The organism is Mycobacterium sp. 852002-51613_SCH5001154 (assembly GCF_001667425.1).
Classification (GTDB): domain Bacteria; phylum Actinomycetota; class Actinomycetes; order Mycobacteriales; family Mycobacteriaceae; genus Mycobacterium.
The window spans coordinates 178,524-194,144 of sequence record NZ_LZII01000080.1 but is presented as its reverse complement, the minus strand read 5'-3'; the positions used below and the strand labels follow the sequence as shown (position 1 = coordinate 194,144).

The window sequence follows — 15,621 nt, the reverse complement described above, 5'->3', positions numbered from 1 at the left end:
GGTCGCCGCCGCGCGCCCGAGCGCTACCCGCTTGCGTGGACGGGGTGAGGAAGTGCCGGTCACGGGGTACTCCCACCTCGCCGCGGTTGTCGAGCAAGGAGGCTGCGATGGCACAGCAAGCGCAAGTCACCGAGGAGCAAGCCAGGGCGCTGGCCGAGGAGTCTCGCGAAACCGGTTGGGATAAACCATCTTTCGCAAAAGAGCTGTTTCTCGGCCGTTTTCCGTTGGAGCTCATCCACCCTTTTCCCAAACCATCGGACGCCGACGAGGCGCGCACCCGCGCGTTTCTCGACAAGTTGCGCGACTTCCTTCGCAGCGTTGACGGCAGCGTCATCGAACGCGACGCGCAAATTCCCGACGAGTACGTGAAGGGTCTAGCCGAGCTGGGCTGTTTCGGCATGAAAATCCCGTCGGAATACGGCGGCCTGAACATGTCACAAGTGGCCTACAACCGGGCGCTGATGATGGTTTCCTCCGTTCATCCCAGCCTCGGTGCGCTGTTGTCGGCCCATCAGTCGATCGGCGTGCCGGAGCCGCTCAAACTCGCCGGAACCCCGGAGCAGAAGAAGAAGTTCTTGCCCCGGTGTGCCGCCGGCGCCGTATCGGCGTTTCTGCTGACCGAACCGGACGTGGGCTCCGATCCGGCCCGACTGGCCTCAACAGCAACACCCGTCGAAGACGGGTCCGCCTACGAGCTCGACGGCGTGAAATTGTGGACCACCAACGGTGTGGTCGCCGAACTGCTGGTCGTGATGGCCCGGGTGCCCCGCAGCGACGGGCACCGCGGTGGCATCAGCGCTTTCGTTGTCGAGGCCGATTCACCCGGGATCACCGTGGAGCGGCGCAACAAATTCATGGGGTTGCGCGGCATCGAGAATGGGGTGACCAGGCTGCACCGCGTTCGGGTGCCGAGTGAAAACCTGATCGGCCGCGAGGGCGACGGATTGAAGATCGCGCTGACCACGCTCAACGCCGGGCGGCTGTCGATTCCCGCGATCGCGACGGGTTTCGGCTAAGTGGGGTCTGAAGGTGGCGCGCGAGTGGGCAGGCGAGCGCGTGCAATGGGGCAAGCCGCTGGCCGAGCACGAAGCGGTGGCCCACAAGATCTCGTTCATCGCCGCGACCAACTATGCGCTCGACGCGGTGCTCGAGCTCTCCGGGCAGATGGCCGACGAAGGGCGCAACGACATCAGGATCGAGGCGGCCTTGGCCAAGCTGTGGTCCAGCGAGATGGCGTGCATCATCGCCGACGAGGTCATGCAGATCCGCGGTGGTCGCGGCTATGAGACGGCGGAGTCCCTGGCCGCGCGCGGCGAACGCGCGGTGCCGGTCGAACAGGTATCGCGGGACTTGCGGATCAATCGCATCTTCGAAGGATCCAGCGAGATCATGAGGCTGCTCATCGCCCGGGAGGCGGTCGATGCCCACCTGTCGGCGGCCGGCGACCTCGCGAAGCCTGACGCTGGTTTGCGGCAGAAGGCCGCGGCGGCGGTCGGTGCCAGCGGGTTCTACGCAAAGTGGTTGCCCCAGCTTGTTTTTGGGGAAGGACAGCGACCCAGGGCTTACAGCGAATTCGGACCGCTGGCGTCGCACCTGCGGTTCGTCGAACGCTCCTGCCGCAAGCTGGCCCGCAACACCTTCTATGGGATGGCGCGCTGGCAGGCCAAACTGGAGCAGCGTCAGGGATTCCTCGGGCGCATCGTCGACATCGGTGCGGAGCTGTTCGCGATGTCCGCGGCCTGTGTGCGGGCCGAGGCCCAACGCGCCGTGGACACGGCGGTCGGTCAACAGGCCTACGAGCTGGCCGATACGTTTTGCCGGCAGGCCGCCCTGCGGGTCGAGGCGCTGTTCGACGCGTTGTGGACCAATACCGACGACTGCGATGTCCGGCTGACCCGCGACGTGGTTCGGAGCCGTTACACCTGGCTCGAGGACGGCATCATCGACCAGTCCGAGGGAACCGGCCCGTGGATCGCCCACTGGGAGCAGGGCGCATCAACCGAGACGAACCTGGCTCGGCGATTTCGGGGTTCCTAGCCGACATTCGAACGAAACAAGGGAGACATGGCCGCCTACGTTGCCGGAAAAGGTGACTTCAACCGCGACACCAACTACATCACCACCCGCGTCACGGCCGACGGGCGCGACGGTTACCCGGTGGAGCCCGGCAGGTACCGGCTCATCGTCGCCCGCGCGTGTCCGTGGGCCAACCGCGCCATCATCGTCCGGCGGTTGCTGGGGCTGGAAAGCGTTCTCTCCATTGGTTTTTGCGGCCCGACCCACGACGAACGCAGTTGGACGTTCGATCTCGATCCCGGGGGCGTCGACCCCGTGCTGAAGATCCCGCGGCTACAGGACGCCTATTTCAAGCGCTTCCCCGACTACCCGAAAGGCATCACGGTCCCCGCGATCGTCGACGTCCCGTCCGGCGCGGTCGTCACGAATGATTTCGCGCAGATGACGGTGGATTTCTCGACGGAATGGACCGCCTACCACCGCGACGGTGCGCCCGAGCTGTACCCCGAGCGGCTGCGCGCCGAGATCGACGAGGTGAACAAGCGGGTCTACACCGAGATCAACAACGGCGTGTATCGATGCGGCTTCGCCGGCTCACAAAAGGCCTATGACGCGGCGTACGATCGGCTGTTCGCCGCGTTGGATTGGGTCAGCGACCGCCTGGCCGATCAGCGATATCTGGTGGGCGACACCATAACTGAAGCCGACGTGCGGCTGTTCACCACGCTCGCCCGCTTCGACCCGGTCTACCACGGGCACTTCAAGTGCAACCGAAGCAAACTGAGCGAGATGCCGGTGCTGTGGGCGTATGCGCGCGACCTGTTCCAGACGCCTGGGTTCGGCGACACCATCGATTTCGTTCAGATCAAGCAGCACTACTACATCGTGCACGCCGACATCAACCCCACCGGCATCGTGCCAAAGGGGCCGGACCTGACGGGCTGGCTGTCGCCGCATGGTCGAGAGGTATTGGGCGGCAAGCCTTTCGGGGAGGGGACGCCTCCCGGTCCGCCGGTCGAAGGGGAGCGGGTGCCCGCCGGGCATGGCGCCTGACCGGGCTGGCGCCCGGCGTCGGCGCTCAATAGTTTAGGCGCACTGACCATTCCGCGTGCGGGACGTCCCGCAGCTCACCGGCCGGGTCCACCACGAGCGTCAGCAACTGCACGACTATTCCGACCAGCCGCCCGCGATGCGGGTCGACCGGGGGGATGGTGACCGCGAAGCGGGTGTTCGGCCGAAAGATGGTGCTGGTGGTGTTGGTTGGGTCCTCGTACACCTGCAGCAATCGCCAGGGCGCCCGATAGATCGCGTCGGGCACCGAGAGCTGAACCGGGTAGCGCTCACTGACCTTCAGTTCGCCCTGGGCTTGCGGCGTGTCGCATTGGTCGAGGTTGAGCACGCTGCAGTACAGGTAGGGCCCCACCCTCGCGAGGTGGCCGTGTGAATACGCGCTGATCTCCGGGCGCTGCGGACCGGACGGGCGCGCCAACAACCAGGTGCCGACCCCGACGGCCACGCACAACAGAGTCATCAGGCCGGCGAGCAGCACGGCCACGCCGCGTTTCACTCAGGCACCACCGCCGGGCTGCCGCGGCGCACGCCCTCTTGCTCGACCATGACCGGCCTGTTACCTCCGAGGCCCGGAATGAGTGAATTCCCTTGGAAGCTGACCAGCGTCTGCGCCAACCCCAGGATGAGTATCGCAGTGACCGCGGTGAAGCCAACCCACAGCTCCGTGTAGACCAAGACGCCCACGGCGCCACCCAGCACCCAGGCCAGCTGCAGCGTCGACTCCGATCGCCCGAATCCCGAGGCCCGCGATTCCTCGGGCAGGTCGTTTTGCAGCGAGGCGTCCAGCGAGGCCTTCGCGATGGCGCTGGAGCCCGACGTGACCAGGGTGGCGATGACGGCGGCCGCCAGGGTGCCCGCCACCGACGCCGCCAGCGCGACTGCCGAGACCGCCAGCGTGCAGCGGACCACCAGCACGGCCGGCCGGCCCAACTGCAGGCGTGCGGCGGCGAAGTTTCCGGCGAAGTTGCCGATGCCGGCCGCTGCCCCGATCATGCCCAGCATGCCCAGCTGAACCCAGCCGCTGGCTTGGTGCGCTTTGGCGACGAACGCCGGGTACAAGAACAGGAAGCCGACCATGACCTTGATGGTGCAGTTGCCCCATAACGAGGTAATGATGTTGCGGCCCAGCGGTTGTCGCAGCGTTCCGCCGACCCTCTTGACTTCCTCGGGCCAGGTCCGTCGCTGCGGTTCGCTGTCCTGGCGGTAGCTCAAGGTGGCCGGCACCTCGCCCGCCGTCACCTCGACCCAGCGCGGGATGCGCATCGACAGCGCCGCCCCGGCGATGGTGACCGCGATGACGACGAACAGCGCGCCGGGCAGTTTGAACAGGTGGGTGCAGACGAACTCGACGCCGGCCGCGATGGCCCCGCCGGCGATGGTGCCGCCCAGCAGACCGAACACCGTCAGCCGCGAGTTGACCCGCACCAGGTCGATGGTCGGCGGCATGACCCGCGGCGTGACGGCGCTGCGCAGCACGCTGAACGACTTGGAGAACACCATCATGGCCAGCGCGCACGGGTAGAGCACCCACGACGGGTAGCTCCCGCTGGCGCCGTCGTAGTTCATGATCAGCACCAGCGCCAAGGCTGTCCGCAAAACGAACGATCCGGCGAGCGCGACCCGCCGACCGTGCTGCAGCCGGTCCAGCGCCGGGCCGATCAGCGGCGCGATGACCGCGAACGGCGCGATGGTGATCAGCAGATACAACGCGACCCGGCCCTTGCTTTCTCCGGTGGCCGCGGCGAAGAACAACGTGTTGGCCAGCGCCACCGCCATCGCGGCGTCCACCGCGAAGTTGGCGACCACCGGCCAGGTGAGCGCGGTCAGGCCGGATTTGTCGGCGCCGTCGGCCGTGGCGGCACGCTGCACCATCCAATACATCCGCGAACCCATCTCGCGGCTTCGCTGCGCCGCGGCGCGGGTGACGGTGACCCGCTCGCCGGCGGCGGCACGTGGTGGTGCGCTATCGCTTCGATCCGGTTCCGGGGGTTGCCCGATGGGCGGAAGGTAGCGATTGGCGCTCGGCATCGGCGGCGGGCGATGCGCTCGGCGATGGCCGGCGTCATCCGCGGGGTAATTGGCCATGCCCGGGTGCTGATTGGAAGCCCCATTGCGGGGCCGGCGGCCGGGAGTGGGGGCCACGCGGCCCGGATCGTCACGCCGCCGTCCAGACACGTTCCGATTCTCCCCTATGCCGACGACATGCGTCTGCAGGTAACGGGGCGTGGCACGCCAACCTAGTATTGGAGACGCAATGCAGGAAGGGGACAGCGTGACCGGGTCCATCGAGGAATCCGCCGTGGCTACCGTGGCCGAGTGGCACGAGGGGCTGGCGGCCGTGCTCACTGGCGCGGTGGACCAGGCCAGGGCCGCCGTCGTGGAGTTCAGCGGGGCGGAGGCGGTCGGCGATTACCTGGGCGTCAGTTACGAGGATCCGGCGGCCGCGACCCACCGGTTCCTGGCGCATCTACCCGGTTATCAGGGTTGGCAATGGGCTGTCGTCGTCGCCGCACATCCCGGTGCCGACCACGCCACGATCAGCGAGGTAGTGCTGATCCCGGGTCCGACGGCGCTGCTGGCGCCACGGTGGGTTCCGTGGGATCAGCGGGTGCGCCCGGGGGACCTGAGCCCCGGTGACCTGCTGGCGCCCGCGGCCGACGATCCGCGGCTGGTGCCCGGCTACACGGCCAGCGGTGACGCTCAGGTCGACGAGACCGCCGCCGAGATCGGGCTGGGCCGGCGCTGGGTGATGAGCGTCCTTGGCCGCGCGGAGGCGGCCGAACGGTGGCACACCGGCGACCACGGGCCCGACTCACCGATGGCGCGGTCCACCAAGCGGGTGTGCCGCGACTGCGGCTTTTTCCTGCCGCTGGCGGGATCGCTCGGCGCGATGTTCGGCGTGTGCGGCAACGAATTGTCGGCCGACGGGCAGATCGTCGACAAGCAGTACGGTTGCGGCGCGCATTCGGATACGCCTGCTCCGGCCGGTACGGGTTCGCCCGCGTACGAGCCATACGACGACGGCGTGCTCGACGTCGTCGAAGCGCCGTCCGAGCCGTCCGAGCCGGCAGAGGCATCCGAGGTACAGCCGGAGCCCACGGAGTCGCCGACCCAGCCGCCGGAATCCCACACCCCGGAGGCCCAGCCGGACGGCGGCGCGGATGTCGAAGTGTCGGCGTCAGCTCCCGAGGAGGCGGCACCCGAGGCGGCGGAGTCCGGCGCCGACACGGCGGAGTCGCAGCCCGAGGCGCCGCAGTCGCAGCAGCCCGAGGCGGAGTCGCAGCCCGAGGCGGACTAGCCCTTTTCGGCGGCGGCCTTGATCTTGGCCAACGAGGTGTTCATCCCGTCGACCAATTCGCGTTCGAAGTTGGTGGTCCCGCCGAGCAGGGCATTCACCGTCAGATTGGAAATAGCCGTCACGCCGTTCTCGGCGTGACGGCTTTCGATCACCCGGGTGCCCTCGCCGGTGGGTTGGAGCTCGTAGCTCCAGATCGTGTGGTTGGCGTTGACCCGGAACGCAAGCTTGGTCTCAGGGATGATCTCGACGACCGTGCAAGTGGTCGGCCAGTACATGCGGTTACGGCGATTGATGTTGAGGCTGCGCATGCCCTGGCGCAGCGGACCGAAGGTCTTCATCCAACGGCACTGGGGGCTCCACTCCGGCATCCGCCGCAGATCGGAAATCAGCCCCCACACCGTGGAAACCGGTGCGTCAATATCGATTTGCGCTTGCAACAGTGGGGCTACCATCGATCCTCCCGGGTCCGTGCTGGTCGCGAAATCTAGCCGTGACCGAAATAGTTTTCGAGTCCGTCTTGTGCGCCCCGTGCGCCGCGGCGGGCCGCGGCGAGTTGCAACACGAAGATGCTCGTGCCGAGCACTCCGACGCCGAGCCCGGCCAGTGTCAGGGGGCGCCAGCTCTGCAGGGCGGGCACGAGAAACGCGGCGGCCGCCGCGACCAGCCAGCCGAGCGCGCCGAATGCGACGAACGGCCAGGCGTTGAGGAGCGCGGGCGGCAGCGGCGGCGCCTCGCGGTTCTGACCGGGTTCGACAGACATCGCGATTAACATAGCCGCCGGTGCGGTCCGCCGGTACCACCGCATGCGCGGGAAGACCGAGCGAAAATGCCTGGGCCGCGGGTCAAGCGGTGCGACAACGACCGGCCCACGCAGCGCTACGGACCAAAGTCCGTCGTTCGCCGGTTCGTATCCCGATTACTGGAGGTTGCGTGTAACCTCGCGCCATGCCTGACAGCGATGCGCGGCTGGCCAGCGATCTGTCGCTGGCGGTCATGCGGCTGGCCCGCCAACTTCGGTTCCGGAACCCCTCGTCGCCGGTGTCGTTGTCCCAGCTGTCGGCGCTGGCCACGCTGGCTAACGAGGGCCCGATGACGCCCGGCGCGCTGGCGATTCGCGAACGGGTCCGGCCGCCGTCGATGACACGGGTGATCGCGTCGCTGGCCGACATGGGCCTGGTGGACCGTGCCCCGCATCCGATCGACGGCCGGCAGGTGCTGGTCTCGGTTTCGCACTCCGGCGCCGAGTTGGTCAAGGCGACCCGGCGCGCCCGCCAGGAGTGGCTGGCCAAGCGGCTGGCCACGCTGGACAGCCAGCAACGGGACACCCTGCGCAACGCGGCCGACCTGATGCTGGCCTTGGTCGACGAAGGCCCGTGAGCGACGGAACGCATGCCCTGAACGTCCAGGACGTTGACGATCCCGACGACCCCCGGCTCGACGATTTCCGCGATCTGAACAGTGTCGATCGTCGTCCCGATCTGCCGTCCGGCAAAGGCTTGGTGATCGCCGAAGGCGTGCTGGTCGTTCAGCGCATGCTCGCCTCCCGATTCATTCCGCATGCCCTGTTGGGGACGGACCGTCGGCTCGCCGAGCTCGCCGATCACCTGGCGGGTAGTGCCGTGCCGTTCTACCGGACCTCCGCCGGGGTCATGGCGCAAGTGGTGGGCTTTCACCTCAATCGCGGCGTACTCGCGGCCGCCCGCAGGGTGCCGGAACCCAGCGTGACCGAACTGGTCGAGCACGCCCGGACGGTCGCGGTGCTCGAGGGCGTCAACGATCACGAGAATCTGGGCTCGATTTTTCGCAACGCCGCCGGATTGGGCGTGGACGCGGTGGTGTTCGGCAGCGGCTGCGCCGACCCGCTATACCGTCGCGCCGTTCGCGTCTCCATGGGCCACGCCTTGCTGGTGCCGTATGCGCGGGCGACGGAGTGGCCCGCCGAGCTGGTAATGCTGAAAGAGAACGGATTTCGGCTGCTGGCGATGACCCCGGACAGCACGGCGTGCGCCCTGCCGGAGGCCATGGCGGCCGCGCACGACCAGCGCGTCGCGGTGGTCGTGGGCGCCGAGGGGCCGGGGCTTACGCCGGCGACCCTGCGCTTGAGCGATGTGCGGGTACGCATCCCGATGTCGCGCGGCACCGACTCCCTCAATGTCGCGACTGCGGCCGCTTTGGCGTTCTACGAACGGGCTAGGCTCGGCTCGTGACCGACGATTCCGTGCCCTGGGCAACGGGTTTGACGGTCGCCGGGTTCGTCGCCGCAGTGACCGGGGCCGCCATTGTGGTGCTGACTTTGGGACTGATAAGGGTGCATCCGCTCCTGGCGGTCGGTCTCAACGTCGTCGCCGCCGGCGGGCTGGCGCCCACGCTGTGGGGATGGCGGCACAAGCTGGTGCTGCGGTGGTTCCTGCTGGGCGCGGGAATCGGTGTCGCCGGCGGGTGGTTGACGCTGATCGCGCTGACGCTGCGCGGTAGCGGCTAGCGAGCGCGGCGTAGCCGGGCATGGCGGGTCGCCACCATCCGTCTAGCGCTGTCCGCCCGAGCGCACGCCGAGCAGCACGTCCTCCCAAGCCGGGATGACCGGCTTACCCCGACGGGTGTGTACCGGTTGCTCCTGCGGCGCGGGTTGCTCTTGCGGCGCGGGGGCGGCGGGCTTGGCCGGCTCCTCGAACGAGACGTGGGCGACCCGCGCAAGCGGCCGCAGCGGGCGGTCGAAGTTCGGGTCCACCAGTTCTTTGGCCGCATCGTCCACAGCCGTGATCGTTCCCCCGTGGGCGCCCGGGGCGAAGCAGAAGTGCGCGATGTTGTCGGACCGGCCGGCCTTCCACGCAAGCTGCACCGTCCAGCGGCTGTCTTCGTTGCGCCACGCGTCCCAGCTGAGCCGGTCGGGTTCCAGACCGCGCGTCACGAGCGCCGTGCTCACGGTTTCCAGGAGGGTGAGCACCGCGGGGCCGTCGGCGAGCACCGGATGCGCGGCCGTTGCCAACTCGGCGGCGCGGGCGCGTTCCAGCAGCACCGGGTGTGCGAACCGCCGGACCCGCGAGATGTCGGAGCCCGACGCCGCGGCAACCTGCTCGACGGACGCACCGGCCCGGATCTTGGCCTGAATCTCTTTGGGGCTCAGCATGTTGGTGACCTGGATGTCGAGGTGCGGTTGGTTCGGGGGCGCGGCCTCGCCGCGCACGGCGGCCTTCAGCTGATCGTCGATGGCGAGCTTGAACGGTTCGCCGGCGTCGCCGGCCTCACAGATGATGTGTTTGCCGTCCGCATCGACCTCAACCATTTTCAGTTCCCGCATGGCTTCTCCTCGCAGGCTCCGTGTGCAGGTCGACGGACCCATCTCGTGCGCACTCTAGTGCGCCAACGTCCGTAAACGGCGCTGACACGCTGGGCGGTTGCGTGCTGATTGCGGGGCGGTTACAGCCGCTCGACCACCCAGTCGACGCATTGCGTCAGAGCGCTGACGTCGTCGGGCTCGACTGCCGGGAACATCCCGACGCGCAACTGGTTGCGGCCGAGTTTGCGGTACGGCTCGATGTCGACGATGCCGTTCGCCCGCAAAACCTTCGCGACGGCCGCCGCATCAACGTCGTCGACGAAATCGATGGTGCCCACCACCTGAGACCGCAGCGCGGGGTCGGCGACGAACGGCGTGGTGTATGGCCGCTCCTCTGCCCAGGAGTACAACCGCTGCGAGGAGTCGGCCGTGCGCTTGACGGCCCAGTCCAGCCCGCCGTTGCCCAGCATCCAATCGAGCTGCTCGGCCATCAGCGCCAGGGTGCCGATGGCCGGGGTGTTGTACGTCTGGTTCTTGAGGCTGTTGTCCACGGCGATCGGCAGCGACAGAAAGTCGGGAACCCAGCGGCCGGACGCGGCGATGGACTCGACCCGCGCCAGCGCGGCCGGACTCATGACGGCAAGCCATAGGCCGCCATCGCTGGCAAAATTCTTCTGCGGCGAGAAGTAGTAGGCATCGGTGTCGGTGATCTCGACCGGCAGGCCGCCCGCGCCGGAGGTGGCGTCGATGACGACCAGGGCGTCGCCGGAGTCGGCGGGCCGGCGGATGGGCACTGCCACCCCGGTCGAGGTCTCGTTGTGGGCCCAGGCGATGACGTCAACCGAGGGATCGCTCTGCGGCTCGGGCGCGCTGCCGGCATCCGCCTTGATGACGATGGGTTCGCCGACGAAAGGGTTGTTGGCGACCGCCGAGGTGAACTTCGAACTGAACTCGCCGAAGGAGAGGTGCAACGAGCGCTTGTCGATCAACCCGAACGCCGCGGCGTCCCAGAATGCCGTCGCGCCGCCATTGCCGAGGATGACCTCGTAACCATCTGGCACGGAGAACAGCTCGGCCACCCCCGACCGGACCCGACCCACCAAATTCTTGACGGGCGCCTGCCGGTGCGATGTGCCGAACAGTGGGGCCGCGGTGGTCGCCAGGGCCTGCAACTGTTCGGGCCGGACCTTGGAAGGGCCGCATCCGAAGCGGCCATCGCGGGGTTTGATGTCAGCGGGAACCTCGAGCTGGTCAGCCATGCTCATCAGGGTAGTGAGCGGACGTGACGCGCGGCACGGCGGTCCGGCTGCCGACGCAGCGGGCCCCGGCAAAACGCCTGGCCGCGCAACTCGCTGGGTTGTGCGGGCTGTGACGCGGGACACACCAAAGCGCTGACCACTGGTCAACCCACAGTGCCGAAGAGGGGCCTAGAAGATATGCGGTACCTGCGGTACTGTCTGGACACAGCACGTCCTAATGTAAACCTCGCTGGGGAGGCTTGGATATGGCCAGGACACGCATGGTTCGGCGGTGGCGCCGCAATATGGAAGTGCGCGACGACACCGAGTACGTCAACACGCTCGCCACTCTGTCCGAGGGGTCGGTGCGTCGAAACTTCAACCCGTACACAGACATCGACTGGGATTCGGCCGAATTCGCCGTCACGGAGAACGACCCTCGGTGGATACTGCCTGCGACCGACCCGTTGGGACGGCATCCCTGGTACCTGGCGCAGTCCGACGAGCGCAAGATCAAGATCGGCATGTGGCGCCAGGCCAACGTCGCCAAGGTCGGCCTGCACTTCGAGTCGATCCTGATCCGCGGTCTGATGAACTACACGTTCTGGGTGCCGAACGGCTCCCCGGAATACCGGTACTGCCTGCACGAATCGGTCGAAGAGTGCAACCACACCATGATGTTTCAGGAGATGGTCAACCGGATCGGCACCGACGTCCCGGGCATGCCCCGGGCGCTCAAGTGGCTCTCGCCGCTGGTTCCGCTAGTGGCCGGCCCGCTGCCGGTGGCGTTCTTCATCGGGGTGCTCGCGGGCGAGGAACCGATCGACCACACGCAGAAAAACGTTCTGCGCGAAGGCAAGTCGCTGCATCCCATCATGGAGCGGGTGATGGCCATACACGTGGCCGAGGAAGCGCGCCACATCTCGTTCGCCCACGAGTTCCTACGTAGGCGGGTGCCGGAGCTGACCAAGCGCCAGCGGTTCTGGACCGCGCTGTACCTGCCGCTGACGATGAAGACCTTGTGCCGGGCAATCGTGGTGCCGCCCAAGGCGTTCTGGCAGGAGTTCGACATTCCGCGCGAGGTCAAGAAGGAACTCTTCTTCCGGTCGCCGGAGTCACGAAAGTGGCTGAGCGACATGTTCGGTGACGTTCGGATGCTGGCCCACGACACCGGGCTGATGGAGACGCGCTCGGCGCGGCTCATGTGGCGGCTCTGCAAGATCGACGGCAAGCCGTCGCGCTACCGCAGCGAGCCACAACGCCAGCACCTGGCCGCGGCGCCGGCAGCCTAGGCCCGCACGGGTAATCGTTTATGCCGCATGTTATTACCCAGTCGTGCTGTAACGACGGGTCCTGTGTTTTCGCGTGCCCGGTGAACTGCATTCACCCCACGCCCGATGAGCCCGGCTTCGCCACCTCGGAGATGCTCTACATCGACCCGGTGGCCTGTGTGGACTGCGGCGCGTGCGTGAGCGCCTGCCCCGTCGGCGCGATCGCGCCGGAGAGCCGGCTGGACACCAAGCAGCTGCCGTTCGTCGAGATCAACGCGTCCTTCTACCCCGAGCGGCCCGAGGGCGAGAAGGTGCCGCCCACATCGAAGCTGGCCCCGGTGATTCCGGCCGCCCAGGTGCGCGCCCGCCGCCGGCCGCTAACCGTGGCCATCGTGGGATCCGGGCCGGCGGCCATGTATGCCGCCGACGAACTGCTCACCCAACACGGGGTGCGGGTCAACGTCTTTGAGAAGCTGCCCACGCCCTATGGGCTGGTGCGTGCCGGAGTGGCGCCCGATCATCAGAACACCAAACGGGTCACCCGGCTGTTCGACCGGGTCACCGGTCATCGCCGCTTCCGGTTCTACCTCAACGTCGAGGTCGGCAGGCACCTGAGCCACGCCGAGCTGCTGGCCCACCACCATGCCGTGGTGTACGCCGTCGGCGCACCCGACGACCGTCGGCTGGAGATCGAGGGCATGGGCCTGCCCGGCACCGGAACCGCTACCGAATTGGTCGCGTGGATCAACGGGCATCCCGACTTCGCCGATCTCCCAGTCGATCTCAGCCACGAGCGGGTGGTGATCGTCGGCAACGGAAACGTCGCACTCGACGTGGCCCGCGTGCTCACGGCGAACCCTGACGACCTGGCCCGCACCGACATCTCCGATCGCGCATTGGCGGCGTTTCGCGCTTCCACCGTCCGCGAAGTGGTGGTCGCCGCCCGGCGCGGCCCCGCCCAGTCGGCATTCACCTTGCCCGAACTGATCGGACTCACGGGCTCCTCCGACGTCGTGCTGAGCGCGGCCGACCACGAGTTGGTGGCGGCCGACCTCGCTAGCGCCACGGACGGCTTGACGAAGCGAAAGCTGCAAATCCTGAGCACACTCGGTGACGATTCGGGGCCGGCCCGCAATTCCGGGGGCCCGCGTATCCGGCTGGCCTATCGGCTCACCCCGAAGCGTGTGCTGGGTGATCGACGCGTCACGGGGGTGGAGTTCGCCGTCACCGGAACCGGCGAGCCGTGTCGACTGGACGCGGGTCTGCTGCTGACATCGATTGGCTACCGCGGCATGCCGACTCGCGACCTGCCGTTCGATCAGTCGACCGCGGTGGTCCCCAACGACGGCGGCCGTGTGGTCGATCCCGACTCCGGGGCGCCGGTCCCGGGGGCCTACGTCGCGGGCTGGATCAAGCGGGGGCCCAGCGGTTTCATCGGAACGAACAAGTCGTGCTCCCTGCAAACCGTTCAGGCCCTGGTGGCCGATTTCAACGCCGGCAAGCTGAGCGATCCGGTGGCTGAGCCGGAGGCGCTGGCCAAGCTGGTGCACACCCGGCAGCCTGACGCCGTTGATGCCCGCGGCTGGCGAGCCATCGACGCCGCCGAGATCGCGCGCGGCAGCGCTGACGGTCGGCCGCGGAACAAGTTCACCGAGGTGGCCGACATGCTCGCCGCCGCTGCCGCCGCCGAGCCCGCGCCGCCGCCGCGACGCGGGCTGCTAGACCGGCTGCTCGGCTAGCCGGCGCCCTGCCCGGCCATCGCGGCCTGGATTTCGTCGTAGCCGACCTCGCGGACCGGCTGACCCATCGACCAGTGGTGGCCGAACGGGTCGGCGACCACGCCGTATCGGTCACCCCAAAACTGGTCGTCCAACGGAGCGACCACGGTGGCGCCCGCGTCCAGCGCCCGCTGGAACTTGGCGTCGACGTCGGTGACCGTCAGGTGGATGGTGACCGGGGTGCCGCCCAATGACTTGGGCGTCATCGATTTGCCGCCGCACACCTCGGGGAAATCGTCGTTGAGCATGACCAGAAAGCCATTGATGCGCACCGCGGCGTGGATGAGTTTTCCGTCCGGCCGGGGCACACGCCCCAGCTCCTCGGCGCCGAAAGCCTTGACGTAAAAGTCAATTGCGGCGGCGGCGTCGTCCACCACCAGGTGCGGGGACAGGGCGGGTTCGATGTTGAGCGCCATTGTGGTTCTCCTTGCTGTCGGTTCCCAGGCCCGAAACGGGCAGGCTTCGCGAGTTATGACTGCGCCCGCGACGAAAACTCATCGCGGCGACACTCATTTAATCGCCGGGAACCGACAACCGGCGCCGCCTCAGGCGTTGGTGAGGCTGCGGGTCCAACCCTCGACCGATTCCGGGCTGCGTGGGCCCGGTCCGACATAGATCGCCGACGGGCGCACCAGCTTGCCGAGCCGCTTCTGCTCGAGGATGTGCGCGCACCAGCCGGCGGTGCGTCCGCAGGTGAACATCGCCGGCATCATGTTGGCCGGTACCTGCGCGAAGTCGAGGATCACCGCCGCCCAGAACTCGACGTTGGTCTCGATGGCCCGGTCCGGACGTCGCTCGCGCAGCTCGGCGAGGGCGGCCTGCTCGAGGGCGACCGCGACCTCGTGGCGCGGAGCCTTCAGCCGCTCGGCGGTCGCACGCAGCACCCGCGCGCGCGGGTCCTCGGCGCGGTAGACGCGGTGGCCGAAGCCCATCAGCTTGTCGCCGCTGTCCAGGATCTTCTTGACCAGCCCGCGGGCGTCACCGGTGCGTTCGACCTCTTCGATCATCGGCAGGACCCGCGCCGGCGCCCCGCCGTGCAGCGGTCCGCTCATTGCCCCGATCGCCCCGGACAACGCCGCGGCCACGTCGGCGCCGGTCGAGGCGATCACCCGCGCGGTGAACGTCGAGGCGTTCATGCCGTGCTCGGCGGCCGAGACCCAGTAGGCGTCGATCGCCTCGACGTGCCTCGGGTCCGGCTCGCCCTGCCAGCGGGTCATGAAACGGGCTGTGACGGTGTCGCATTCATCGATCACCCGCTGCGGGACCGCGGGCTGGTAGATGCCGCGGGCGGACTGCGCCACGTAGGACAAGGCCATCACCGAGGCCCGGGCCAGCTGGTCGCGAGCGGTGTCGTCGTCGGTGTCGAGCAGGGGCCGGTAACCCCAGATCGGGGCCAGCATCGCCAGGCCCGCCTGCACGTCGACGCGCACGTCACCGGTGTGGATGGGCAGCGGGAACGGCTCGGCGGGCGGCAATCCGTGGCCGAACTTGCCGTCGACCAGCAGGGCCCACACGTCGCCGAAGGTGACCTGCTGATCCACCAGGTCCTGGATGTCGACACCGCGGTAGCGCAGCGCGCCGCCGTCCTTATCCGGTTCGGCGATTTCGGTGGTGAAGGCGACGACCCCTTCGAGGCCGGGGACAAAGTCTTCGGGGACCACAGTCATAGGAA

14 protein-coding genes and 2 pseudogenes are annotated in these 15,621 nt (G+C 68.0%); 8 read left to right on the top strand and 8 right to left on the bottom strand.

The genetic code is table 11. From position 1 onward, the window contains the following. The first annotated feature begins 107 nt into the window (after positions 1 to 107). Positions 108 to 2,037: pseudogene (locus tag A5750_RS21310) on the top strand (acyl-CoA dehydrogenase family protein). 27 nt (positions 2,038 to 2,064) lie between these two features. Further along, a complete protein-coding gene (locus A5750_RS21305) occupies positions 2,065 to 3,069 on the top strand; it encodes a glutathione S-transferase family protein (protein ID WP_067265485.1) in 1,005 nt (334 codons plus the stop codon). A 25-nt stretch (positions 3,070 to 3,094) separates the two neighbouring features. On the opposite strand, the gene A5750_RS21300 is transcribed toward A5750_RS21305, so the two are convergent. Next, the gene (locus tag A5750_RS21300; RefSeq protein WP_082948247.1) at positions 3,095 to 3,583 is read right to left on the bottom strand and encodes a DUF2771 domain-containing protein; all 489 of its coding nucleotides are present in this window, start codon (positions 3,581 to 3,583) and stop codon (positions 3,095 to 3,097) included. Further along, complete coding sequence (locus tag A5750_RS21295; protein ID WP_156659773.1) at positions 3,580 to 5,229, bottom strand: MFS transporter; 1,650 nt, start codon at positions 5,227 to 5,229, stop codon at positions 3,580 to 3,582. Before A5750_RS21295 ends, A5750_RS21300 begins: the two co-directional genes overlap by 4 nt. Before the next feature lie 130 nt (positions 5,230 to 5,359). Between A5750_RS21295 and A5750_RS21290 the strand changes: the two are divergent. Then, positions 5,360 to 6,142, top strand: a pseudogene (locus tag A5750_RS21290) (DUF3027 domain-containing protein); the annotation flags it as partial. A 239-nt stretch (positions 6,143 to 6,381) separates the two neighbouring features. On the opposite strand, the gene A5750_RS21285 reads toward A5750_RS21290, so the two are convergent. Both A5750_RS21285 and A5750_RS21280 read right to left on the bottom strand, forming a co-directional pair. Beyond that, complete coding sequence (locus A5750_RS21285) at positions 6,382 to 6,837, bottom strand: SRPBCC family protein (RefSeq protein ID WP_066957598.1); 456 nt, start codon at positions 6,835 to 6,837, stop codon at positions 6,382 to 6,384. Positions 6,838 to 6,869: 32 nt separating this feature from the next. After that, positions 6,870 to 7,145 carry a DUF2530 domain-containing protein gene (locus tag A5750_RS21280; protein WP_066957818.1) on the bottom strand — a complete coding sequence of 92 codons (276 nt, stop codon included), beginning with the start codon at positions 7,143 to 7,145 and terminating at the stop codon, positions 6,870 to 6,872. A 185-nt stretch (positions 7,146 to 7,330) separates the two neighbouring features. Between A5750_RS21280 and A5750_RS21275 the strand changes: the two genes are divergently transcribed. From A5750_RS21275 to A5750_RS21265, 3 genes are read left to right on the top strand one after another with little or no spacing between them, the layout of a single operon-like run. After that, the gene (locus tag A5750_RS21275; protein ID WP_066957597.1) at positions 7,331 to 7,762 is read left to right on the top strand and encodes a MarR family transcriptional regulator; all 432 of its coding nucleotides are present in this window, start codon (positions 7,331 to 7,333) and stop codon (positions 7,760 to 7,762) included. Continuing rightward, a complete protein-coding gene (locus tag A5750_RS21270; RefSeq protein WP_067265482.1) occupies positions 7,759 to 8,592 on the top strand; it encodes an RNA methyltransferase in 834 nt (277 codons plus the stop codon). The genes A5750_RS21275 and A5750_RS21270 overlap by 4 nt, the downstream gene beginning before the upstream one ends. Next, entirely contained in the window at positions 8,589 to 8,867 is a 279-nt protein-coding gene (locus tag A5750_RS21265; RefSeq protein WP_066957593.1) for a DUF2537 domain-containing protein, read from the top strand. Before A5750_RS21270 ends, A5750_RS21265 begins: the two co-directional genes overlap by 4 nt. 42 nt (positions 8,868 to 8,909) lie before the next feature. Here A5750_RS21265 and sepH read toward each other — a convergent pair whose 3' ends face one another. Together sepH and serC are read right to left on the bottom strand one after the other, a co-directional pair. After that, positions 8,910 to 9,683, bottom strand: a complete 774-nt coding sequence (gene sepH / locus A5750_RS21260) for a septation protein SepH (RefSeq protein WP_066957591.1) — start codon at positions 9,681 to 9,683, stop codon at positions 8,910 to 8,912. A gap of 119 nt (positions 9,684 to 9,802) precedes the next feature. Further along, on the bottom strand, positions 9,803 to 10,921 hold the full coding sequence (gene serC / locus A5750_RS21255; protein WP_067265562.1) for a phosphoserine transaminase: 1,119 nt from the start codon (positions 10,919 to 10,921) through the stop codon (positions 9,803 to 9,805). Positions 10,922 to 11,166: 245 nt separating this feature from the next. Here serC and A5750_RS21250 point away from each other — a divergent pair, with 245 nt between their 5' ends. Both A5750_RS21250 and A5750_RS21245 read left to right on the top strand, forming a co-directional pair. Then, the gene (locus A5750_RS21250; RefSeq protein ID WP_066957589.1) at positions 11,167 to 12,192 is read left to right on the top strand and encodes a diiron oxygenase; all 1,026 of its coding nucleotides are present in this window, start codon (positions 11,167 to 11,169) and stop codon (positions 12,190 to 12,192) included. 20 nt (positions 12,193 to 12,212) lie between these two features. Then, on the top strand, positions 12,213 to 13,910 hold the full coding sequence (locus tag A5750_RS21245; protein WP_067265479.1) for an FAD-dependent oxidoreductase: 1,698 nt from the start codon (positions 12,213 to 12,215) through the stop codon (positions 13,908 to 13,910). Here A5750_RS21245 and A5750_RS21240 read toward each other — a convergent pair. Both A5750_RS21240 and A5750_RS21235 read right to left on the bottom strand, forming a co-directional pair. Then, complete coding sequence (locus A5750_RS21240; protein WP_066957585.1) at positions 13,907 to 14,365, bottom strand: VOC family protein; 459 nt, start codon at positions 14,363 to 14,365, stop codon at positions 13,907 to 13,909. The two genes, A5750_RS21245 and A5750_RS21240, sit on opposite strands and share 4 nt — an antisense overlap. A 129-nt stretch (positions 14,366 to 14,494) precedes the next feature. Continuing rightward, the gene (locus tag A5750_RS21235; protein ID WP_066957583.1) at positions 14,495 to 15,616 is read right to left on the bottom strand and encodes a citrate synthase 2; all 1,122 of its coding nucleotides are present in this window, start codon (positions 15,614 to 15,616) and stop codon (positions 14,495 to 14,497) included. Between the last annotated feature and the right edge of the window lie 5 nt (positions 15,617 to 15,621).